Source organism: Mesorhizobium sp. M0500 (genome assembly GCF_040321165.1).
In the GTDB taxonomy this organism is placed as follows: domain Bacteria; phylum Pseudomonadota; class Alphaproteobacteria; order Rhizobiales; family Rhizobiaceae; genus Mesorhizobium.
This window is the reverse complement of record NZ_JAMYRB010000005.1, coordinates 15,676-36,508: the sequence shown is the minus strand read 5'-3', so window position 1 is coordinate 36,508 and position 20,833 is coordinate 15,676. Positions and strand designations below refer to the sequence as shown.

20 protein-coding genes are annotated in these 20,833 nt (G+C 64.3%); 6 read left to right on the top strand and 14 right to left on the bottom strand.

The window, feature by feature from the left end; translation table 11 throughout:
* The first annotated feature begins 120 nt into the window (after window positions 1-120).
* Window positions 121-912, top strand: coding sequence for a DUF2259 domain-containing protein (locus NKI70_RS11650; protein ID WP_352697109.1), 792 nt, complete (start codon window positions 121-123; stop codon window positions 910-912).
* Window positions 913-1,196: 284 nt separating this feature from the next.
* On the opposite strand, the gene dhaK is transcribed toward NKI70_RS11650, so the two are convergent.
* The 14 genes from dhaK to NKI70_RS11580 form a co-directional block, all read right to left on the bottom strand.
* A complete protein-coding gene (dhaK, locus tag NKI70_RS11645) occupies window positions 1,197-2,183 on the bottom strand; it encodes a dihydroxyacetone kinase subunit DhaK (protein WP_352724615.1) in 987 nt (328 codons plus the stop codon).
* Between the two features lie 26 nt (window positions 2,184-2,209).
* Entirely contained in the window at window positions 2,210-2,632 is a 423-nt protein-coding gene (locus NKI70_RS11640; protein ID WP_352724613.1) for a hypothetical protein, read from the bottom strand.
* Between the two features lie 8 nt (window positions 2,633-2,640).
* Complete coding sequence (gene ptsP, locus NKI70_RS11635) at window positions 2,641-4,242, bottom strand: phosphoenolpyruvate--protein phosphotransferase (RefSeq protein ID WP_352522587.1); 1,602 nt, start codon at window positions 4,240-4,242, stop codon at window positions 2,641-2,643.
* Window positions 4,226-4,528, bottom strand: coding sequence for an HPr family phosphocarrier protein (locus NKI70_RS11630; RefSeq protein ID WP_352522588.1), 303 nt, complete (start codon window positions 4,526-4,528; stop codon window positions 4,226-4,228). The genes ptsP and NKI70_RS11630 overlap by 17 nt, the downstream gene beginning before the upstream one ends.
* A gap of 21 nt (window positions 4,529-4,549) precedes the next feature.
* Window positions 4,550-4,939 (bottom strand): dihydroxyacetone kinase phosphoryl donor subunit DhaM, encoded by a 390-nt coding sequence (gene dhaM / locus NKI70_RS11625; RefSeq protein WP_352522589.1) that lies wholly within the window; start codon window positions 4,937-4,939, stop codon window positions 4,550-4,552.
* Entirely contained in the window at window positions 4,936-5,538 is a 603-nt protein-coding gene (gene dhaL / locus NKI70_RS11620; RefSeq protein WP_352634990.1) for a dihydroxyacetone kinase subunit DhaL, read from the bottom strand. Before dhaL ends, dhaM begins: the two co-directional genes overlap by 4 nt.
* A gap of 80 nt (window positions 5,539-5,618) precedes the next feature.
* Window positions 5,619-7,262: a dihydroxyacetone kinase subunit DhaK gene (locus tag NKI70_RS11615; RefSeq protein WP_352724612.1), complete on the bottom strand. Its 1,644-nt coding sequence runs from the start codon at window positions 7,260-7,262 to the stop codon at window positions 5,619-5,621.
* A 66-nt stretch (window positions 7,263-7,328) separates the two neighbouring features.
* Window positions 7,329-8,342, bottom strand: coding sequence for an ABC transporter ATP-binding protein (locus NKI70_RS11610; RefSeq protein ID WP_352697105.1), 1,014 nt, complete (start codon window positions 8,340-8,342; stop codon window positions 7,329-7,331).
* On the bottom strand, window positions 8,335-9,447 hold the full coding sequence (locus NKI70_RS11605) for an ABC transporter ATP-binding protein (protein WP_352724611.1): 1,113 nt from the start codon (window positions 9,445-9,447) through the stop codon (window positions 8,335-8,337). Before NKI70_RS11605 ends, NKI70_RS11610 begins: the two co-directional genes overlap by 8 nt.
* 3 nt (window positions 9,448-9,450) lie before the next feature.
* Window positions 9,451-9,651, bottom strand: coding sequence for a hypothetical protein (locus NKI70_RS11600; protein WP_352697102.1), 201 nt, complete (start codon window positions 9,649-9,651; stop codon window positions 9,451-9,453).
* Window positions 9,648-10,598, bottom strand: coding sequence for a carbohydrate ABC transporter permease (locus tag NKI70_RS11595; RefSeq protein ID WP_352522595.1), 951 nt, complete (start codon window positions 10,596-10,598; stop codon window positions 9,648-9,650). Before NKI70_RS11595 ends, NKI70_RS11600 begins: the two co-directional genes overlap by 4 nt.
* The gene (locus NKI70_RS11590) at window positions 10,595-11,542 is read right to left on the bottom strand and encodes a carbohydrate ABC transporter permease (RefSeq protein WP_352697423.1); all 948 of its coding nucleotides are present in this window, start codon (window positions 11,540-11,542) and stop codon (window positions 10,595-10,597) included. Before NKI70_RS11590 ends, NKI70_RS11595 begins: the two co-directional genes overlap by 4 nt.
* Before the next feature lie 112 nt (window positions 11,543-11,654).
* Window positions 11,655-12,986, bottom strand: coding sequence for an ABC transporter substrate-binding protein (locus tag NKI70_RS11585; RefSeq protein WP_352724610.1), 1,332 nt, complete (start codon window positions 12,984-12,986; stop codon window positions 11,655-11,657).
* Window positions 12,987-13,198: 212 nt separating this feature from the next.
* Window positions 13,199-13,888 (bottom strand): PIG-L deacetylase family protein, encoded by a 690-nt coding sequence (locus NKI70_RS11580; RefSeq protein ID WP_352697099.1) that lies wholly within the window; start codon window positions 13,886-13,888, stop codon window positions 13,199-13,201.
* Between the two features lie 27 nt (window positions 13,889-13,915).
* Here NKI70_RS11580 and NKI70_RS11575 point away from each other — a divergent pair, with 27 nt between their 5' ends.
* From NKI70_RS11575 to nhaA, 5 genes are all read left to right on the top strand, one after another.
* Entirely contained in the window at window positions 13,916-14,806 is an 891-nt protein-coding gene (locus NKI70_RS11575) for a DMT family transporter (RefSeq protein ID WP_352681360.1), read from the top strand.
* 75 nt (window positions 14,807-14,881) lie between these two features.
* Window positions 14,882-17,500, top strand: coding sequence for an ATP-dependent helicase HrpB (hrpB, locus tag NKI70_RS11570; protein ID WP_352697097.1), 2,619 nt, complete (start codon window positions 14,882-14,884; stop codon window positions 17,498-17,500).
* Between the two features lie 89 nt (window positions 17,501-17,589).
* The gene (locus NKI70_RS11565; protein ID WP_352448476.1) at window positions 17,590-18,915 is read left to right on the top strand and encodes an ActS/PrrB/RegB family redox-sensitive histidine kinase; all 1,326 of its coding nucleotides are present in this window, start codon (window positions 17,590-17,592) and stop codon (window positions 18,913-18,915) included.
* A gap of 63 nt (window positions 18,916-18,978) precedes the next feature.
* The gene (locus tag NKI70_RS11560) at window positions 18,979-19,542 is read left to right on the top strand and encodes an ActR/PrrA/RegA family redox response regulator transcription factor (RefSeq protein WP_023676342.1); all 564 of its coding nucleotides are present in this window, start codon (window positions 18,979-18,981) and stop codon (window positions 19,540-19,542) included.
* A 91-nt stretch (window positions 19,543-19,633) separates the two neighbouring features.
* Window positions 19,634-20,827, top strand: a complete 1,194-nt coding sequence (nhaA, locus tag NKI70_RS11555) for a Na+/H+ antiporter NhaA (protein ID WP_352568332.1) — start codon at window positions 19,634-19,636, stop codon at window positions 20,825-20,827.
* Window positions 20,828-20,833: the final 6 nt, after the last annotated feature.

Here is a 20,833-nt window from a genome sequence, read left to right as displayed (position 1 = left end):
TTTGTGTAACCATGTATTTGTGCGTTTCGTTTGCTGTCGTTCCAACTTGGCCGCAAGTGCGGGTCATGGTGGTCCGGGGGCCGGTATCGTTCGAATTTTCGGCATTAGGGGCAGGGCGCGATGAAATTGCGATATGAACTTGGGTTTGCCGCGGTTGCGACGCTGGCGGTGGTGCTCGCTTCAGCTGCTCAGGCAGGCGACGCGGCGGCCCGGCGCGTCATCGGCTTTTCGCCAGACGGCAACTACTTCGCCTTCGAACAGTACGGCACGCTCGATGCCGGTGCTTCGGATTCGGGCTGGTCGGAGATCGACATCATCGACACGCGGACCGATGAGTTCGTCGGCGGCAAGCCGATCGTCATCGCCGACGAGACGGAGGATTCGACATTGACGCTTGCGCAGGCGAGGGCACAGGCCGCCGAACTGGCGGCGCCCTTGCTGGCCAAATATGCCATCGCGCCGCGCGGCGAGCGGACTGCCTTGGACAGGTTCACCTTTCCCAACGACATGGTCGCCTACAACGACATTGCGCGCCTCGAGCAGGTTTCGCAAAAATGGCTTTCGCCGGCCTATGACGAGCTTGGCACCATCCAGCTCGAGCAGATCCGTGCCGACAGCACGGCGGATTGTTCAGCGAGTTTCGACGCGACGCAGCAAGGCGAAACGACCGGCAAGGCGCTCGGCTTTCGCCTGACGCTGCAGGGTCAGGACGGCAAGCCGATCAAGCTGCTGCATGAGGACAAGGCGGTGCCCGGTTCGAGGAATTGCCCGACTTCCTACAGCCTGTCGGAATCTTACGCATTCACCCCGGATGGAAAACCGGGCGTGCTTGCGGTGCTCGTGCAGCGCTTCAGCCAGGGATTTGAAGGGCGCGACCGCCGTTTCATCGCCGTGACTGGCCAGGCGCACTGAGGCCACGCGCTGAGACGTAGTCCGCTACCCGAGTTTGTTGTCCCTAAAGCGGGAGGGCAGCGAGCATAAGTCCGACCCCGCCGACGATCAGCAAGGCGGCTGTCAGCACCTTTCCATGGCGCTCGAAACCCGTCGGCGCCCGATCCCAATTGTAACGCATGCTCGAACTCCCCAAACCCGCAGATTCTTTATCTTACGCCGGGTGAGGAGGGCAACTGTCTGGCGATGCGCGGCGTTGCCGATACCGGTCTTGTCACCGACTATTTCTGGGGCATTCTCCGCTGCTACATGCCCCAGCGCAGCGCGGCCGTATGTACCGGTGCATCCCACCAAACAGCCGCCTCGTCGTCGAGCATGCTCAGCGTGATCGAACAGCCGGCCATGTCGAGCGAGGTCACGTAGGACCCGACCAGCGACCGGATCACCGTCACGCCGTGCTTCTCGAAGATTTTGCGGGCGCTGTTGTACATCAGATAAAGCTCCATCAACGGTGTGCCGCCAAAGCCGTTGACGAAGAGTAGCGCCTGGCCTCTGGCACCGTCGCCCAGGTCACCCAGGATTGCGGTACAGATCTCCTCGGCGATAGCATCGGCGCTTTTCAATGTGTCGCGCCGCCTCCCAGGCTCGCCGTGGATGCCGACCCCGAACTCCATCTCGCCGTCGCCGATATCGAAGGTCGGCTTGCCCGCCGCCGGCACGGTGCAACTGGTCAGCGCCACGCCCATCGAGCGCGTCGCGCCGTTGACGCGCTCGCCGAGCGCCTTCAACGGCTCCAGTGCCATGCCTTGCTCGGCCGCGGCGCCGACAATCTTTTCCACCACCAGCGTGCCGGCGACGCCGCGCCGGCCGGTGGTGTAGGACGAGTTTTCGACCGCGACATCGTCATTGGTCACGATTTGCATGACGCCCTCCGACATTTCAGCGGCCATGTCGAAATTCATCACGTCGCCCTCGTAGTTCTTGACGATGAACAGGCAGCCGGCGCCCGTGTTGACGACTTCAGCCGCCGCCATCATCTGGTCCGGCGTCGGCGAGGTGAACACCTGGCCGGGGCAGGCGGCATCCAGCATGCCATGCCCGACGAACCCGCCATGCAGCGGCTCGTGACCCGAGCCGCCGCCGGAGATCAGCGCCACCTTGCCCGACTTGAGCAGCTTGCGGCGGACGAATTTGTGTTCGTCGCCAAGCGCCAGGATATCGGCATGCGCGGCAACGAAGCCGTCGAGGCTCTCGGTCAACACCGTATCGACCGAATTCAGAAATTTCTTCATGGCTGTCCTCCCGAAATAGCCCAGCGTCAGCTGCCCCTGCCAGCAATGCTGGTGATCTTCTGGATGAAATCATTGACCGCCCGATCGAGCGCCGCGTTCTGCTTGTCGTCGCCGAAATCGGGAACGATCAGCGAGACATGCCGTGTCTTGCGCATGCCTGATGCCACCGACATCCGTCCCGGATGCGCCTGATGGTAGGCGGCAAGAAAATGATCGCGTTCGGCCGAGCTGAAATGGCAGACGGAGAAGATAGCCGGCAAATGCTTCGACGGGATCGGCGTCGAATAGGCCGGGCTGGAAATCTGCGTGACGAAACTGCGATGCTTGCCCAGCGCATCGGCGAGGCGCTGGCGCATGCCGGACGGGCGCTGATCGATCACCTGCGACAGGATCGTCTTGTAGGCGCGGATCGCCTCTTCGGGGCCGGATTGAGACGCCTTGTCTGCCATGCCGGCGCCTAGATCGACATGTCCGCGATGGCCGCCTTGGCCATGGCGAGTTGGGCGGGAGCGACGGAGAGATCACGCAGGCCGGCTTCGAGCAGCGCCGGGATCGAGGCTGGGTCGCCGCCGGCATCGCCACACAGGCTGACCGGGATCTTATGCTCGCGGCCGAAGCCGGCAACCGAGGCGATCAGCCGGAGAACGGCCCGGTGCCTGACGGAATTCAGATGCGCGACCGACGCATTGTCACGAGCGGCGGCCATCACATATTGGGTCAAATCGTTCGATCCGATCGAGAAGAAAGCGGCCCTGGCGAATGCCTCCGGCGCAATCGCCACCGAAGGCACCTCGACCATGATACCAAGCGGCGGCATCCTTTGCTCGATACCGCGTGCGGAAAGGCCGGCCTGCTCTTCCGCGAACAGCGTCGCGGCGCGCTCATACTCTTCCGGGACGGCGATCATCGGGAACATCACCTTCAGATTGCCGTGCACGGCGGCGCGTAGCAAGGCGCGGATCTGCACGCGAAAGACCTCCGGACGCGCCAGCGACAGCCTGATCCCTCGCAGGCCGAGGAAGGGATTGGTTTCCTCGACGGTGAGGCCCGGCACAGGCTTGTCGCCGCCCGCATCGACTGTGCGGATGGTCACGGGTCTGTCGCCTGCCCATTCCAGCACCTTGCGGTAGGCGCGATATTGCGTCTCCTCGTCCGGCAGCGTCTTGCCGAACAGGAATTCGGTCCGCATCAGCCCGACACCGTCGCAAGTCGCGACATCAATGCTGTCGACATCGGATGGATCGGCGATGTTGACCTGCACCCGGACCGCTACGCCGGTCTTCGTTGCTGCCGGCCGCGTCAGATAGGCTGCCGCTTTGTCGCGATGCGCCGCGAACGACGACGATGATCGCCGGAATGCATCGATCTCCGCTTTCGACGGCGCCAACACAATGCCGCCATGCTCAGCGTCGAGCAGCGCGATTTCGGCAAGGTGAGCCGGCGAAGCACCGAACCCGGCCGGCCCAAGACCCACTACCATGGGTACGCCGCGCGATCGCGCCAGCATGGCGACATGGCTTGCGACACTTCCGGCTTTAAGCGCTATGCCGCCGCCGGCACTCCAGTCGGTTTCGAGGAAGCGCGTCGGTGCGATATCCTCGCCGTAGAAGATCGCACCCGCCGGGGCGGCAATGTCGCCGCCCCCGGTCAGCGCGCGCAGCACCTGGTCGCGTATATCGCGCATGTCGGCGGCGCGAGCCCGGAAATAGTCCTCATCGGATGTTTCGTAGCCGGCTATCTCGGCGTCGAGTGCTTGCCGCCAGGCCCTATCAGCGGCTGTGCTCTCGGCAATGTGCGAAAAGGCCGGACCGGTCAGCGCGTCGTCCTCCAGCATGGCGAGCTGGAATTCGAGGATCTCGGACGCCTCGCCGTCACTGGTTTCGATCAATGCGGCGAGCCGGCCTGCGGCAATGCCGATGGCGGTCTCAAGCGCCGCCTTCTCGTCCGCGGCACTCGCCTTGCGGACATAACGCACAGCAGCCTGATCCAGGTCGAACAGCGGCCCCTCGGCATAGCCGGCCGATGCCGAAATGCCCTGCAGCCTAAGCGGTTCGGGCATGGTCCTTGCCTTCGTCGAAATCGCGCCGCACCAGCTCGACCAGCGCGCCGACCGCCTCGCCGGCGCCGTCGCCCTTGGCCCTGATATGCAGGACAGTACCTTTCGGCGCCTTCGCTGCCATCACCTTGACGATGCTCTTGGCGTCGAACCACGGCCCGTTGGCGGCGACCGCCACTTCGACCTCGGCCGAAAACGTCTTGGCAAGCTTGGTGAATTTCACCGAGGGGCGCGCATGCAGTCCAACCTCATGGGTGATCAGGACGCTGGCTTCGGCTGCTGCGGACATGCTGTCAAAATTCCCGTTCGTTCACGACGGCGACAATTCGTGCGCCGTCGCCACCACTTCCCTGAGCGAGGCGCCGCCGGAAGCCTCGGTCGCCGCCATCACCGCGCCTTCGACGATCGGCGCATTGCAGACGATGATCTTCTGGGCGCGTGGTTCGCCGATCATTTCGACCGCCATCTCGCTATTGGTCTCGGCGCCGCCGAGGTCGACGAGGATTGCGACACCCGCCTCCGACCAGGCCTTGTCGATGGCGCCTATGATCGCCTCGACGTTGGTTCCCAGCCCGCCATGGCCGTTTCCGCCGCACCATGCAAGCGGCACTTCGTCGCCGACCATCTGCCGCACCATGTCTGCGGTGCCTTCGGCGACCAGCGGCGAATGCGATACGATGACGATGCCGACATTGCTCATGCGCGCCCCTCGATTGCTTCGGCGACGGCCCGCACCAGAAGCGCAGTCGAGCGTGCTCCGGCATCCATATGGCCGATCGAACGGTCGCCAAGGAAGGAGGCGCGTCCGCGCAAGGCCTTCATCGGCACGGTCGCGTCGGCTGCATTGTCAGCAATATCGACGATTTCCCCTGCTGTCTTTCCCCGCAGCAGGGCTTCATGCACCGGCTGCAGCACGTCGAGCATGGTCTTTTGCCCGGCCTGCGACTTGCCTCTGGCGGCCACCGCTTCGATTGCCTTGCCGAAGGCCGCGGCCAGATTGGCGCGATCCGGCACGGCGGAAATCTCCTTGCCGAGCGCCATGAACAGCGTGCCGAACAAGGGCCCGGAAGCTCCGCCGACCGTCATCACCAGTTTGGTGCCGATCGCCTTCAGCGCCTCGGGCAACGGCTTTGCCGCGAACGCCTCAGCCTCGGCCCGCACTGCCTCGAAGCCGCGTTTCATGTTGAGCCCATGGTCGCCGTCGCCGATCGCCTGGTCGAGCCTGGTCAGCTCTTCGGCATGGGCGGCGATCGTGTTTGCCGCCGCCTTGATCAGCCTGGAAAGATCCGCTGCCGCCATGTCACCCATGCTCCTGGCCCCTGCGCTGACGGCAGTACGAGAAAATTGCGTATCCGGCAATTGAAGCATCCTCCGCTCCGTCAGACGGTTTCTAGCAACGCGGCGAGGGCAGTGAAGACCTCGGCGACGGCAAAGGCGCCGGGGTCGACCACGCCGTCGAGATGACTGCCGATATAGACGGACCGCCCAGCCTTGGCCTTGCGCATGGCAGCGGTGGCCTCGGCGCCGCGTTGCGCCGCGACCGCCGCGTCCTCCAGACTGCCGCTATCCAGCGCCTTCAAAGCGGGTTCCAGGGCATCGATCATCGTGCGATCGCCGACCCTCGCTCCGCCATAGAAGGACATCCGATCGAGGCCGGCGAGCAACGCCTTGGTAAGAGTCGCGCCAGACGCCAACGCCTGCGCGGCGGCGGTGAAGAAGATCGACAGCAGCACGCCGCTGGAGCCGCCCATGCTGGCGCTCAGGATGTCGCCCACGGTGGCGAGCGTTGCGGCAGGGTCGGCGAGCGGCAGTGTCTCAAGGCGGCCAAGCACGCTGCGCGCACCGGCCGCCACCGTCGATCCAGTGTCGCCGTCTCCCGCCTTGGCGTCCAGTCCGTTCAACGTGCCTTCAAGCGAGATCAGCCGTTCGCAGATCGCGATGATCAGCCGCTCGCTGCGCGCATCCTGGCTGGCTTTCGACGCGTTGCCCGGGCCGGCGGCTTTGGCCACCGGGACGATGCTCACTGGGCGAACGGCTCTTGCCGGCATCCAGGCGTGAGGCCCGACCGGCGCTCGCAACGCCGCTTCGCGCGGCGCATCGAGCCGGATCAGCGACAGGGAAAAACCGTTCATGTTGAGCGCCGTCATAAGCTGCCCGGGCCCGATCGTCAGCGTCACCTTTCGTGCCAGCGGTGAAGCCAACACCGCATTGGCGACAAGCAACATTTCCAGCGGCGGCACCGAACCGAGATTGTTGATCAGCAAGGCGTAGTCGCTGGCGGGATCGAGCCGCGCGGCAAGGCGCTCCGACATGATCGCAACCAGTCTTTCGGCACTTTGCACCGCAATCCGCTCAACGCCCGGTTCGCCATGAATGCCGAGGCCGAGTTCGGCGTCGTCAGCGCCAAATCTTTCTTCATGGCTCTGACCGGGGATCGAGCAGGATGACAGCGATATGCCGAGGGAAACGATATCCGCCGCCGCGGCCCGCGCCGCCGCTGCGACCGCCGCCAGATCGTTGCCTGCTTCCGAGAGATGGCCGGCGATCTTGTGCACGAACAAGGTGCCGGCAACGCCGCGCGGCTGGGCAATATCCGGGAGGGCGATGTCGTCGGCGACAATCACCATCTCGACGCGAAAGCCTTCGGCGCGCGCCTTCTCGGCGGCCAGCCCGAAGTTGAGGCGATCGCCCGTGTAGTTCTTGACGATCAGCAGGCACCCGGCGGGACCGGTCACGGCGCGGATCGCCGCCAACACCGCTTCCACGCTCGGCGAAGCAAAGATCTCGCCCGAAACCGCCGCCGTCAGCATGCCCATGCCGACAAAGCCTGCATGGGCGGGTTCGTGCCCGGCCCCGCCGCCTGAGACGATGCTCACTCTGCTCTTGTCCCAGTCCGCACGGAGGACGACTTTGATATCGGGATAGCTATCGAGGCGATCGAGATCGCCGACGCCGGTCGTGCCGAGAAAGCCGTCCAGGGCTTCGGTGACGATCGTGTCCCTGCGATTGAAAAAATGCTTCATCGAATTCGTCCAGTTCTGTGCCCGAAATCGTCAGTCGGAATTGCAAGCATGCTAGGAAAAAACCGCTCACGTCAGCCTTCGCCCGTCGGCGCCGAAATACAGCGGCGAGCGATAGCGGATCATGATCTTGTCGCCCCGCGCCAGATCGGTGTCGGGGTCGGTCAGCGTCACCAGCTTCCTGGTCCCCACCGTCACGTGCAGATGGTTCTGGTCGCCGAGATGCTCGACCCAGTCGACGACACCGTCGGCTTGGCCGTTCGCGGCCTTCGCGATCGAGAGGTGTTCGGTGCGCGCTCCGATGGTCTTCGTTCCCGCCGGCGCGCCGCCATCCGGCAGCAGCCCTACCGGTAACAAGTTGATTGCCGGTTGCCCGAGCCTTGCCGCGACGTGAAGGTTTGCCGGCTCAGAATAGATCATGCGCGGCGAACCGATCTGCACCAGCACGCCGTCGGCGAGGATGCCGATGCGGTCGGCCATGGTCATCGCTTCGATCTGGTCGTGCGTGACGTAAAGCATTGTGGCGCCGAGCTCGGCCTGGATGCGCTTCAGCTCGAGCCTGAGATCGGCACGCAGCTTGGCGTCGAGCGACGACAGCGGCTCGTCCATTAGGTAGATCGAAGGTTTGCGCACCAGCGCGCGGCCGATGGCGACGCGCTGCATCTCGCCGCCGGAGAGTTTGGTCGAGCGATTGGAGAGCTTGTGGTGGATACGCACCATCTTGGCCACGTCCTCGACGTGGCGGCGGATCTGGTCCTCCGGCATTTTCCGCGCCGGCGAGCGCAGCGGAAAGGCGAGATTGTCGTAGACCGACAGATGCGGATAGAGCGAATATTGCTGGAAGACGAAAGCGGTGTCGCGCTCGGCCGGCGACAGCGTCGTCGTGTCGTGCCCGGCAATATGGATCGAGCCCGCCTCCGGCCGCTCCAGCCCGGCGATCAGCCTGAGCGTTGTCGTCTTGCCGGCGCCGGTCGGCCCGAGCAGCACGACGAATTCCCCGTCGGCAATATGCAGGTCGAGATTGTCGACGGCGATATGCTCGCCAAAAGCCTTGGTCACGCCTTTGATGTGAACGTCAGCCATGATGCGCTCTTCCCTGAGAGGCCGCGTCATGGATTTCGGTGCGCACCGCACGGCCGGATCCTTGTTCGAACAGCGACAGCCGCGCGCTGCTCAGCGCCAAGCCGACATGATCGCCCGGATTGAGCCGGATTTCGGCTGGCACCCTGGCCTTGATGATGCCGTCCGCCGTCTCCACCGCCACGATCTGCGTGGTGCCGAGATATTCCGTGCCATAAATGGCGCCACGCAGCTTCGAAGTATCATCGAAGCGGATGTGCTCCGGCCGGATGCCAAGCGCCATCTCGGCCGGAGCGATATCCTCGCGGACCTCCGGCACAGCCACCTTGGCGCCCTGCACCACGATCTCCTTGGCGCCCTTTGAAAGCCCGCCGCCGAAGCCGAGGAAATTCATCGGCGGCGAGCCGATGAAGTCGGCGACGAACATCGTTGCCGGCCGGTCGTAGATCTCACGCGGCGTGCCGAACTGCTCGATGACGCCATGGTTCATCACCGCGATCTTGTCGGCCATCGACATCGCTTCCATCTGGTCATGCGTGACATAGACGGTGGTCGCGTGGATGCGGTTATGCAGCTCGCGCAGCTCATGGACCATCAGGTCGCGGAATTCTGTGTCGAGCGTGCCGAGCGGCTCGTCCATCAGGAAGCATTTTGGCCGCCGCACGATGGCGCGGCCGAGTGCCACGCGCTGGCGATCGCCGCCGGCAAGGCCGGAGACGGATTTGTTGAGCAGATGGTCAATCCGCAAAAGCTTCGCCGTCTCTCCCACCCGGGTCCGGATTTCGGCGCGCGGCATGCGTTGCGCCAGCAGCGGAAAACCGATGTTCTTCCTCACATTCATGTGCGGATAGAGCGCAAACAGCTGGAACACGAAGGCGATGTCGCGCTCGCGGGCGCGCCGCATAGTGACGTCTTCGCCGCCAAGCAGGATCTTGCCGCCGGTCGGCAGTTCGAGCCCGGCGATCATGCGCAACGTCGTCGTCTTGCCGCAGCCCGATGGGCCCAGCATTACGAAGAACTCGCCGTCCTCGACGACGAAGTTGGAATCCTGCACGGCGACGAAATCGCCGAATGCCTTCCTCAGATGTTCAACCCTGATCTCGGCCATCGTCTACTCCGGAAATTTCGAGACGATGATGAACATCGCCGTGCCGGCCAGCATGGTGATGAAGGAATAGGTGTAAAGCGCCAGCGCGAAGGGTTGGAACAGCATCAGGAAGCCGATGGCGATGATCGCCGTGGCGACGTTTTCCATCAGCCCGCGCCTCGCCCAGACAGGCCAGCGCGATTTGCGTTTTGCGGTCCGGCTCATTTGCGCACCGCGCCGAAGGTGATGCCGCGCAGCAATTGCTTGCGAAGCAGGATGGTGAAGACCAGGATCGGCACCAGGAAGATCGTCGTGCCGGCCGCGACCGCCGGCCAGTCCTGGCCGCCTTCGCCGATGATGGTCGGGATGAAGGGTGGCGCAGTCTGCGCCGTACCCGAGGTCAGCAGCGCGGCGAAGGCATATTCGTTCCAGGCAAAGATCAGGCAGAAGATGGCGGTCGCGGCAATGCCGGTGGTCGCCTGCGGCAGCACGGTGCGCCAGAACGCCTGCAGCCTGGTGTAGCCGTCGATCATCGCCGCCTCTTCATATTCGCGCGGGATCTCGTCGATAAAGCCTTTCAGCAGCCAGACTGCCAGCGACACGTTGACCGCCGTATAGAGCAGGATCATGCCGAGCGCCGTGTCCGACAGGCCAAGCTCTCGGTACATCAGGTAGATCGGAATGGCGACCGCGATCGGCGGCATCATGCGCGTCGACAGGATGAAGAACAAAAGATCGTCGGCAAGCGGCACCTTGAAGCGCGAAAAACCATAGGCCGACAGCGTGCCGAGGAACACCGCGCAGAAGGTTGAGCCGAAGGCGATGATCAGCGAATTGAGGAAGCGCGGCATGAAGTTCGACGGGCCGGCGATCACCATGTTGCGCTTGCGCACCGTCTCGTCGCACAGGCCCGTCGCCGGCCCCAGCGAGTTGATGTATTCCGGCGTTTGCCTGGTCCGCGTCGTGAACAGGTTGCAGTAGCCTTCGAGGCTAGGCTGGAACAGGATCTTTGGTGGATAGGCGATCGAATCCGGTGGCGTCTTGAAGCTGGTGGCGAAGATCCACAGCAGGGGCACGATCGAGATCAGCGCATAAAGCACGATGATCGTGCCGGCGACGCGCTTCGACGTGGCCGAGGGTGCTACGACAGAATGGGCTGACGTCAGGCTCATCTCTGCTTCACCTTGTTGAGCGCTTTGACGTAGATGTTGGCAAGGCCGAACACCGCGACGAACAGGATGATAGCGAAGGCCGAGGAATAGCCCGTCCGCCAGCTTTCGAAGGCCTGCCGCTTCAGCGTGATCGAGGCCACTTCGGTGGTCGATCCCGGCCCGCCGCCGGTGAGCAGATTGACCATGTCAAACATCTTGAAGTTCTCGATGCCGCGAAACAGCACCGCCAGCATGATGAAGGGCAGCGCCATCGGCAGCGTGATCGACCAGAACTGCCGCCAATTGGAGGCGCGGTCGACCTCGGCCGCCTCATAGATGTATTCGGGGATCGAGCGCAGGCCGGCGAGGCAGATCAGCATCACGTAAGGCGTCCACATCCAGGTATCGACGATGATGATCGACCATGGCGCGAGCGACACGTTGGAGAGCATGCTGATCTCGGTTGCCGGAATGCCGGTGACGAACGAGACGGCATAGGCGAACAGCCCGATCTGCGGCTCGTAGAGAAAGCGCCAGAAATTGCCGACCACCGCCGGCGATAGCATCATCGGCACCAGGATGAGGGTCGTCCAGAACGCGTGGCCGCGGAACTTGCGGTCGATCAGCCAGGCCAGCGTAAAGCCGATCAGCGTCTGCAGCAGGATGGTCCAGAACACGAAATGCGCCGTCGTCTGCATGGCGATCCAGATATCCTGGTCGGCGAGGATGCGCTTGTAGTTGGCCAGCCCGAGGTTCTTCACCACCTCATTGGGACGATTGGCGCGAAAATTGGTGAAGGACAGATAGATTGCCCAGAACAGCGGGAAGATGTTGATGGCTAAAAGCAACAGGATCGTCGGCGAGATGAACAGCCAGGCGAGGCCCTTGTCGCTGATGCCCCGGACCTTGCGGGCCAACGGCTCGGGCGTAGCCCGGGCAACGCTGTCCGCAGTCCGATTGAGCATGGTCAGTCCTGCTTCGGTCACTTCGATCGTCTCGACAATGGAATTTATCTGAACTGTGTCCCGTGCCAAGGGCGGCACGGGACGGTTCGGTCATGGGCTCGGGAGGAGCCGGTTACATTTTGCCGTCGTCCTGGAACACCTCGGTCCAGTCCTTGACCAGGCCGTCGAGCGCGTTCTTGGCCGAGCCCTGGCCGGCAACGACATAGTCGTGGAAGCGCTTCTGCGATGCCTGCAACAGCGGGGCATAGCTTGGCTCGGCCCAGAAGTCCTTCACGATGGCCATAGAGTCGAGGAAGGTCTGCGCGTAGGGCTGGCTGGCCGGGAAGCCCGGGTCCTTGACGACTGCATTCAGGCAGGAATAGCCGCCGAGCGACCACCATTTGGACTGCACGTCCTTGTTGGCGAACCATTTGATGTATTTGAGCGCGGCTTCCTGCTTGTCGGAATAGGAGACCACCGAGATGCCTTGGCCGCCGAGCTGGGCGAACTGGTCGCCGTCCGGACCCTTGGGATTGACGAAGTAGCCGATCTTCTCGCCGCCGACATTCTCGTCCTTCTGCAAGCCTGGCCAGGTGAAGGCGAAGTTCATATGCATCGCCACCTGGCCGGATTTGAAGGCATCGACGCCTTCACCCATGTAGCTGTTCGAAGCGCCCGGAGGGGTGCAGCAATCATAGAGCGCCTTGTAGAACTCCAGCCCCTTCACCGATTTCTCGGAGTTGACGAAGCCTTCCATCTCGTAGGGCTTTTTCGGGTTCTCGTACTGGAAGCCGAAGCTGTAGAGCACGTCCATGGCGCCCATGGTGATGCCTTCGGAGCCCCGCTCGGTATAGATCGAGGCGCCATAGACGGTCTTGCCGTCGATCTCGCGCTTCTGGAAGAATTCGGCAATCTGCTTCAGCTGGTCGAAGGTCGTCGGCGGGCCGAGATCCCAACCGTATTTCTCTTTGAATTCCTTCTGTAGCTCAGGCTTGGAGAACCAGTCCTTGCGATAGGTCCAGCCGACGACGTCGCCCATGGCCGGCAGCGCCCAGTAATTCGGCGAGTTCTTCGGCCATTCCGAATAGCCGACGACGGTCGCCGGCACGAAATCGTCCATGCTGATCTTCTCCTTGTCGAAGAAGTCGTTCAGCTTGACGTAATGGCCGTTCTCGGCGGCACCGCCGATCCACTGGCTGTCGCCGATGATGAGGTCGCACAGCTTGCCGTGCGAATTCAGCTCGTTGAGAAAGCGATCGGCATAGTTGGTCCACGGCACAAATTCGAATTTCATGCCGATGCCGGTTTCCTTGGTGAAGTCCTTGGACAATTCCACAAGCGCGTTGGCCGGGTCCCAGGCTGCCCAGCAAAGCGTCAGATCTTCTGCCTGCGCGACATTCGAAACGGCTGTCGACGCAAAGAGTGTCGATGCCAGTCCCAACGCCAATTTCAAGGTCGATTTCATGCCTTCCTCCCATTTGCGAAACGCGTCCGGATGACGGTTTCAAGAGCCCGCTAAACCCCTCCTCTGGGGCCCAAACACAACGACGCGGCGGCGCACCGGATGTTTAGTAATTTGTTTAGTGATGCAATTTTTACTAAACAAGGCAAGCGAATTCGTTGCTGCATCGCAGCATGCTGGATAGGAAAGCAACGTGAGAAGTTGCGGCGTCCTGGCTAGGTCACCGTCTTGTTGCTGATGGCCACCGGACGGATCACTGGGGCCGGCGGCAGCAGCGCGCGGATATCGGCGAAGGGGAAGACCGGCTCGAAGCGGAAGGCCTCGGCGAACGATCCGGCTGGGCCGTTGCACTGGCCGGCGCGAAAGGCGTTCTGCGTGCGCGCCGCGTCGACGAAACGCTCGGGATCCTGCGACTGGTGCGCCCGGATCGCCTCCGCCTTGAGATCGAAATGCCTGGAGGTATCGACGTAGTGCGTTGGCGAAAACCCGGTGCCGCCGAACGTGTCGGCATGTAGCACCGGCACCGAGAATGACGCTGCGATGCGCACGCCATCCGACAGCGCGCGGTGGTCGCCATGATAGTCGTTCGGCGCATGCGTTATCACCAGATCCGGCCCTATCTCGCCGATCAGTGCTTTGAGCGCCCCGATCAGCGCGGCATCCGCGACCAGCCCGCCATCGGGAAAGTCGAGGAAGCGCGGCGTCACGCCAAGCAGGCCGGCCGCCGCCGTCGCCTCCTTGCGGCGCGTGCGGGCCAGCGCTGACGGATCGCCGTAGCCGCCCCTGGTGCCATCCGTGGCTATGGCAAAAAAGAGTTCTGCGCCTTGCGCGGCATAGGCCGCCATCGTACCGAACATGAAGATCTCGATGTCGTCCGAATGCGCGCCAAGCGCCAATATCTTCACTCTCATCTCTCCCGGAAATGGAAAAACGTGCCCAACGGAATTCTGCTCGCGCTCATCGCCTATGCAAGCTATTCGTGCAGCGACGCGGTTGTCAAAAGCCTGGGCGGGCAGTTCAACGTCTTCGAGATCGGCTTCTTCTCGACATTGTTTGCCGGCTGCTTTCTGCTCTTTGCCAGGCCGGCAGGCGAGCGCTGGCTCGATTTCTGGCGCACCAACCGGCCCTGGGCGGTACAGGCCCGGGCCTGGGCCGGCATCGCCTCGGGCGTGCTGAGCGTCTATGCCTTCACCACCATCCCGCTGGCGGAAGTCTATGCGCTCATCTTTCTGGCGCCGCTGTTCGTCACTATCCTGGCCACGCTGGTCCTCAAGGAAAAGGTCGGCCCATGGCGATGGCTGGCGGTCGTCGCCGGCTTTGCCGGGGTCATGCTGGTCGTCAGGCCTGGTTTTCGCGAGTTGCAGCTTGGCCATCTGGCGGCGTTCATCATCGCCTTCCTGGCCGCCACCAATGTCATCCTGATGCGTTCGCTCGCCGCGCAGGAAAAGCGCACAACGATGCTCGGCGTGCTGATCGGCTACGGCCTGCTCTTCAACGGCGTCGGTGCGGCGGCTACCTCGTTCTCGCTGCCGGATGGCAGGCAATGGGCCTGGCTGGTGCTGGCCGGCGCCTTTACCGCCGGCGGCCAGCTGCTGCATCTGCTGGCGGTCAAATACGCGCCGGCCAACCGCATCGCGCCGACGCATTACTCGCAGATCGTCTGGGCGGTGGTTCTAGGTGCGCTGTTCTTCAGGGAATATCCGGATTTTCTGTCGCTGGTCGGCTTGGCCGTGGTCGGCGGTTCCGGCCTGCTGACGATGGTGCGCGAGGAGGTGCGGCTCGGCACGGTGCGCTGGAACCCGTTTTCGCGGACCAGGCTTTGAGTCGGCGCCGAGGTTGCGCCGCGACCGCCACCGCTGATATGCGGTCGTTGCCAACTGGCTGCACAGCATAGCACAATGACGACAAAACCCTTGCCGGACCTGCCGGTCTCCGTTGTCTTGCCGGCGCTCAATGAAACGCTGAGCCATGGTAACAGCGCCGTGCTGGTGGCGCCGCCCGGTGCCGGCAAGACGACGCTGGTTCCACTGGCGCTGCTCGACGCTGAATGGCTCGGCGCCGGAAAGATCATCCTGCTCGAGCCGCGCCGCCTCGCCGCCCGCGCTGCCGCCCGCCGCATGGCCGAATTGCTCGGCCAAGAGCCCGGCGAAACCGTCGGCTATGCCATGCGCATGGAAAACCGCAGTTCCGCAAAGACCAGGATTCTCGTCGTCACCGAAGGCGTGCTGTCCCGCATGATCCTCGACGACCCGGAACTGCCTGGTGTCGCGGCGGTGCTATTCGACGAGTTCCACGAACGCTCGCTCGACGGCGATTTCGGGTTGGCGCTGGCGCTCGACGTGCAGGGTGCGCTGAGGCCCGAACTCAGATTGCTGGTGATGTCGGCAACGCTCGACGGCGCGCGTGTCGCAAAATTGCTGTCCGGCGCGCCGGTGATCGAGAGCGCAGGCCGCGCCTTCCCGGTCGACATCCGCTATGACGAGCGGCCGGCCGGCGTCACCATCGAGGACGCCATGGCCAAGGCGATCCGCTCGGCGCTTGCCGGGGAGGAGGGCAGCGTGCTCGCTTTCCTGCCCGGCCAGCGCGAGATCGAGCGCACCGCCGAGCGGCTGGCGGGCAAGGTCGGCGCCGATACCGACATCGTGCCGCTCTATGGTATGCTCGACAACAAGGCGCAGGACGCGGCGATCAAGCCGGCGCCGTTCGGCCGCCGCAAGGTCGTGCTGGCGACGTCGATCGCCGAAACCTCCATCACCATCGACGGCGTGCGCGTCGTCATCGATTCCGGCCTGTCGCGGCTGCCGCGCTATGAGCCAGCGAGCGGCCTGACGCGGCTGGAGACGGTACGTGCTTCCCGCGCTTCCGCCGACCAGCGCGCCGGCCGTGCCGGGCGCACGCAGCCGGGCGTCGCCATCCGGTTGTGGCGGGCCGAGCAGACGGCGGCCCTGCCGGCCTTCACGCCGCCGGAAATCCTCGAGGCCGATCTTTCCGGCCTGTTGCTCGATAGCGCGGCGTTCGGCGTCGCCGATCCGACCAGCCTGTCCTTCCTCGACCCCCCGCCGGCTTCGGCGCTCACCGAGGCGAGGGTACTGCTACGTGCGCTCGATGCTGTCGATGCGGCAGGACGCCTGACGGATGCCGGTGCCGCGATGCGCAGGCTGGCGCTACCGGTGCGGCTCGCCCACATGGTCGCCGAGGCGGCAAGGACCGGAGAGGCGCTCGAGGCGGCGATGCTCGCCGTATTATTGACCGAGCGTGGCCTTGGCGGCGATGGTGCCGATCTCGAACGGCGGCTGCTGCGCTTTCGCGCCGAAAGATCGCCGCGCGCCACCGCCGCCCGGCAGCTGGCTGAGAGGCTGGCAAAGCAGGCTTCACCCTCCCCCTTGAGGGGAGGGTCGGCGAGCGAGCCGAGCGCAGCGAGACGAGGGAGACGGGGCGGGGTCGTCGATGGCGTGCCCGAACCGACCCCACCCCGATCCGCCACGCGGATCGACGCGCCGGAGCGAGCCACGGGTCTCGCCCGTCCTTCCGACCCCCTCAAGGGGGAGGGCAGCACAGCCGGCGCTCTCCTCATCCATGCCTGGCCGGATCGGGTCGCCAAAGCGCGCGGCGAGCGTGGCCGCTTCGTGCTTGCCAACGGCTCGGGCGCCATGCTCGACCCCTCCGATCCGCTGGCCGGCGAGACCTGGCTCGTCGTCGCCGATCTGCAGGGCAAGGCGCAGAACGCCCGCATCACCACAGCGGCAGCCATCGATGAGGCCGACATCCGCACTGCCCTGGCGGAAAAGATCGAGACCCGCCGCGAGGTGAGCTTCGACCGCGACAGGCGCGCGGTGCGGGTGCGCGAAACGGTTCGCCTCGGCGCCATCACGCTGTCCGAACGCATGCTGCCGGCGCCGACCGGTGCCGACGCGGATCGCGCCATCCTCGACGCCTTGCGCGAACACGGCCTGTCCCTGTTGCCGTGGAACAGGGAGGCGGAGACGTTGCGGCAGCGGCTCGGCTGGCTGCATCGCGGCCTCGGCGCGCCATGGCCCGATGTCTCCGATGCCGCGCTCGTCGAGCGCCTCGACGACTGGCTGCTGCCATTCCTTTCCGGCGCGGCATCCTTTGCGGCAATCCATCCCAGCGTGCTCTCGCAAGGCCTGATGACGCTGGTGCCGCACGAATTGCAGCGCAAGATCGACACATTGGCGCCGACCCATTTCGACGCGCCGTCGGGCAGCCGGCTGCCGATCCGCTATGACGGCGAATGGCCGGTGCTGGCGATCCGCGTGCAGGAACTGTTCGGCTTCGACCGGCATCCGGCGATCGCCAACGGCACTGTGCCGCTGACGCTCGAATTGCTGTCGCCGGCTCACCGGCCGATCCAGACGACGCGCGACCTGCCCGGCTTCTGGCGCGGCTCCTGGGCCGATGTGCGGGCAGAGATGCGCGGCCGCTATCCCAGGCATGTCTGGCCGGAGAACCCGCTTCTCGCCGCCGCCACCAGCCGCGCCAAGCCGCGCGGTACCTGATGCTTCCAGACTGTCATCCCGAACCGAGGGCCGGCTTCGGCGGTTTTCGGAAAAGACCTCCGGCTGTTTCCCCTCTATAATCACTGGCCATGATAAACATCCTGCACGCACCCGACTTCCAGCAAAGCCAGCGGCTGCGCCTCAACACGCTGATCAGGTTGCGCTGGCTTGCCATCGTCGGCCAGAGCCTGACCGTGCTTGTCGTCGCTTACGGGCTGAAATTTCCGCTGCCGGTCAGCATGTGTTTTGCGCTGATCGCCTGTTCGGCCTGGATGAACCTTTTGCTGACCTTCCGCTATCCGGCGGCGCATCGGCTTACCCCGTTCTCGGCCTTCGCCATCCTGACCTTCGACAGCCTGCAGCTTGCCGGCCTGCTCTACATGACCGGCGGACTCACCAATCCGTTTTCGCTGCTGATGACCGTGCCCGTCGTCGTCTCGGCGACGTCGCTGCCGCTGCGGCTGACCGCCATGCTCGGCGCGCTGGTGATCGTGGCGGCGACGCTGCTGGTCTTTTACCACCTGCCGCTGCCATGGCATGAGGGCGCGCCATTGGCGATGCCGTTCATCTATGTCGCAGGCATGTGGATGGCGGTGTTCTGCTCCATCGCCTTTACCGCGATCTATGCCTTCCGGGTGGCCGAGGAGGCGCGGCTGCTTGCCAACGCGCTTGCCGCCACGGAATTGGTGTTGCAGCGAGAGCAGCATCTCTCTGCCCTCGACGGCCTCGCCGCGGCCGCCGCGCACGAGCTCGGCACACCGCTCGCCACCATCACACTGGTCGCCAAGGAAATGGAGAAGGCGCTTGGCGAAGATCCGAAATACGGCGAGGACGTGAAGCTGCTGCGTTCGCAGAGCGAGCGCTGCCGCGAAATCCTGAAGCGCCTGACCAGCCTGTCCTCCGAGAGCGAGGTGCACCTCTCGCGCCTGCCGCTGACCTCGCTGGTCGAGGAGGTGACGGCGCCGCACCGCGATTTCGGCATTTCGATCAAGCTTCGGCCGGGCGAGCGCATCGGCCCGGAACCGGTGGGCCGGCGCAATCCCGGCGTCATTTACGGCCTCGGCAATCTGGTCGAGAACGCGGTCGACTTCGCCCGCAACAGCGTGACAGTGCGCTGGAACTGGAATGAAGCCGCCGTCAGCTTCTCGATCATCGACGACGGGCCGGGCTTTCCACCGGAGATCATCGACCGTATCGGCGAACCCTATATGTCGACACGACAAGGCACCGAAGCCGGCGGCGGCCTCGGCCTCGGCCTATTCATCGCCAAGACCTTGCTCGAACGCTCCGGCGCGACGCTCGATTTCCGCAATTCAAGCGAGCCCGGCGAGGGCGCTATCGTGCAGATATCGTGGCCGCGCAGCGTCTTCCTCAATCCCGAGCAGGCTTCGGCCACCATGTTCGACACGGCCTAAATTGGACAATAGCGTTGCGAAACTATATTTGCGTAAAAATCAGGCAGCAGGATTTTCAGCACGATGAGTACTGACGAAACGATTGGCGCAATGGTCGAAGGCGAGGATACCTCGCTGCTGATCGTAGACGACGACAAGCCGTTCCTGACGCGGCTTGCCCGCGCCATGGAAACCAGGGGTTTCGTGGTCGAGACGGCGGAGAGCGTCGAGGAGGCGGTTGCCAAAGCGCGCGCCAATCCGCCGGCCTATGCGGTGGTCGACATGCGGCTGGCCGACGGCAACGGCCTCGACGTCGTCGCCGCGATTCGCGAGAAGCGCGACGATGCCCGCGCCATCATCCTCACCGGCTACGGCAACATCGCCACTGCGGTGACGGCGGTAAAGCTCGGCGCCATCGACTATCTGTCGAAGCCGGCCGATGCCGACGATATTTTTGCCGCCCTGACCCGCACCGCGGGCGAACGCGCAGCGCCGCCAGAAAATCCGATGTCGGCCGATCGCGTGCGCTGGGAACACATCCAGCGCGTCTACGAAATGTGCGACCGCAACGTCTCGGAAACCGCACGCCGCCTGAACATGCATCGCCGCACGCTGCAACGCATCCTCGCCAAGCGCGCGCCGCGCTAAAGGGCTCTCATTACAGGCTTGCCCGGCCAGCGCTGTTTGCGCATCATCGCTTGGCGGTGTCGGACCTTGCTACTGATACGACGGAGGCGACATGCAGGACGAAAAGCGGCTGGTCTCCATGCTGCGCGAATTCCTCGACAGCGAGGCGGCCGGCGGCCTCGTCCTGATGGCTGCGGCGGCCTTGGCCCTGATCGTCGCCAATTCGCCGCTGGGCGAGGCTTATTTCTCCGCCCTCCATGCCTATCTCGGACCGCTCAGCGTCTCGCACTGGATCAATGACGGCCTGATGGCGGTGTTCTTCCTGCTGGTCGGCCTCGAGATCAAGCGCGAAATGCTTGACGGCCAGCTGTCGACCTGGCCGCGCCGCGTGCTGCCCGGCATCGCCGCCGCCGGCGGCATGGCAGCGCCGGCACTGGTCTACGTCGCCATCAACCACAACAATCCAGCCGCTCTGTCTGGCTGGGCGATCCCAACCGCCACCGATATCGCCTTTGCGCTCGGCGTGCTGTCGCTGCTCGGCAGGCGCGTCCCGGGCTCGCTGAAGATATTCCTCACCGCGCTCGCCATCATCGACGATCTCGGCGCGGTGCTCATCATCGCGGTGTTCTATACCAGCGGCCTCTCGCTCGCCTATCTCGGCGCCGCCTTCGCCGTGATCGCGCTGCTGGTGGTGCTCAACCGCATGCGGGTGCTGACGCTGCTGCCGTACATCTTGCTCGGCATCGTTCTGTGGGTTTTGGTGCTCAAATCGGGCGTCCATGCGACGCTCGCCGGCGTCGCGCTGGCCCTCACCATACCGCTGAAGATATCGCCGGGCAGCGGCCATGATCTCGACCATTCGCCGCTGCACCGGCTCGAACACGGCCTGCACAAAGTCGTCGCCTTTTTCGTCATCCCGATTTTCGGCTTTGCCAACGCCGGCGTCTCGCTCGCCGGTCTCAGCGCTGCCGCCCTGGCCGAGCCGCTGACGCTCGGCGTCGCCGCCGGCCTCGTCTTGGGCAAGCTGGTCGGCGTGTTCGGGTCTTCCGCGCTTGCCATCCGGCTTGGCTTCGCCGATCTGCCGGCCAATGCCGGCTGGCTGCACATGGTCGGCATTTCGCTGCTCTGTGGCATCGGTTTTACCATGAGCCTGTTCATCGGCCTGCTCGCCTTCGCCAGCGACGCCGCCCTGCAGGACGCGGTCAAGGTCGGCATCCTCGCTGGCTCCTTTATCGCCGCGCTCCTAGGCGCCGCTGTGCTGCTGGTGGCGCCGGCCGGAGGCGAGGCGGAGGAGGCGGAAGAATAGGCGTCT

What these genes read in the sequence shown, in the direction of transcription:
- NKI70_RS11650 (WP_352697109.1), top strand. Translation starts at nt 121, where the DNA reads ATGAAATTGCGATATGAACTTGGGTTTGCCGCGGTTGCGACGCTGGCG.
- dhaK (WP_352724615.1), bottom strand. Translation starts at nt 2,183, where the DNA reads ATGAAGAAATTTCTGAATTCGGTCGATACGGTGTTGACCGAGAGCCTC.
- NKI70_RS11640 (WP_352724613.1), bottom strand. Translation starts at nt 2,632, where the DNA reads ATGGCAGACAAGGCGTCTCAATCCGGCCCCGAAGAGGCGATCCGCGCC.
- ptsP (WP_352522587.1), bottom strand. Translation starts at nt 4,242, where the DNA reads ATGCCCGAACCGCTTAGGCTGCAGGGCATTTCGGCATCGGCCGGCTAT.
- NKI70_RS11630 (WP_352522588.1), bottom strand. Translation starts at nt 4,528, where the DNA reads ATGTCCGCAGCAGCCGAAGCCAGCGTCCTGATCACCCATGAGGTTGGA.
- dhaM (WP_352522589.1), bottom strand. Translation starts at nt 4,939, where the DNA reads ATGAGCAATGTCGGCATCGTCATCGTATCGCATTCGCCGCTGGTCGCC.
- dhaL (WP_352634990.1), bottom strand. Translation starts at nt 5,538, where the DNA reads ATGGCGGCAGCGGATCTTTCCAGGCTGATCAAGGCGGCGGCAAACACG.
- NKI70_RS11615 (WP_352724612.1), bottom strand. Translation starts at nt 7,262, where the DNA reads ATGAAGCATTTTTTCAATCGCAGGGACACGATCGTCACCGAAGCCCTG.
- NKI70_RS11610 (WP_352697105.1), bottom strand. Translation starts at nt 8,342, where the DNA reads ATGGCTGACGTTCACATCAAAGGCGTGACCAAGGCTTTTGGCGAGCAT.
- NKI70_RS11605 (WP_352724611.1), bottom strand. Translation starts at nt 9,447, where the DNA reads ATGGCCGAGATCAGGGTTGAACATCTGAGGAAGGCATTCGGCGATTTC.
- NKI70_RS11600 (WP_352697102.1), bottom strand. Translation starts at nt 9,651, where the DNA reads ATGAGCCGGACCGCAAAACGCAAATCGCGCTGGCCTGTCTGGGCGAGG.
- NKI70_RS11595 (WP_352522595.1), bottom strand. Translation starts at nt 10,598, where the DNA reads ATGAGCCTGACGTCAGCCCATTCTGTCGTAGCACCCTCGGCCACGTCG.
- NKI70_RS11590 (WP_352697423.1), bottom strand. Translation starts at nt 11,542, where the DNA reads ATGCTCAATCGGACTGCGGACAGCGTTGCCCGGGCTACGCCCGAGCCG.
- NKI70_RS11585 (WP_352724610.1), bottom strand. Translation starts at nt 12,986, where the DNA reads ATGAAATCGACCTTGAAATTGGCGTTGGGACTGGCATCGACACTCTTT.
- hrpB (WP_352697097.1), top strand. Translation starts at nt 14,882, where the DNA reads ATGACGACAAAACCCTTGCCGGACCTGCCGGTCTCCGTTGTCTTGCCG.
- NKI70_RS11565 (WP_352448476.1), top strand. Translation starts at nt 17,590, where the DNA reads ATGATAAACATCCTGCACGCACCCGACTTCCAGCAAAGCCAGCGGCTG.
- NKI70_RS11560 (WP_023676342.1), top strand. Translation starts at nt 18,979, where the DNA reads ATGAGTACTGACGAAACGATTGGCGCAATGGTCGAAGGCGAGGATACC.
- nhaA (WP_352568332.1), top strand. Translation starts at nt 19,634, where the DNA reads ATGCAGGACGAAAAGCGGCTGGTCTCCATGCTGCGCGAATTCCTCGAC.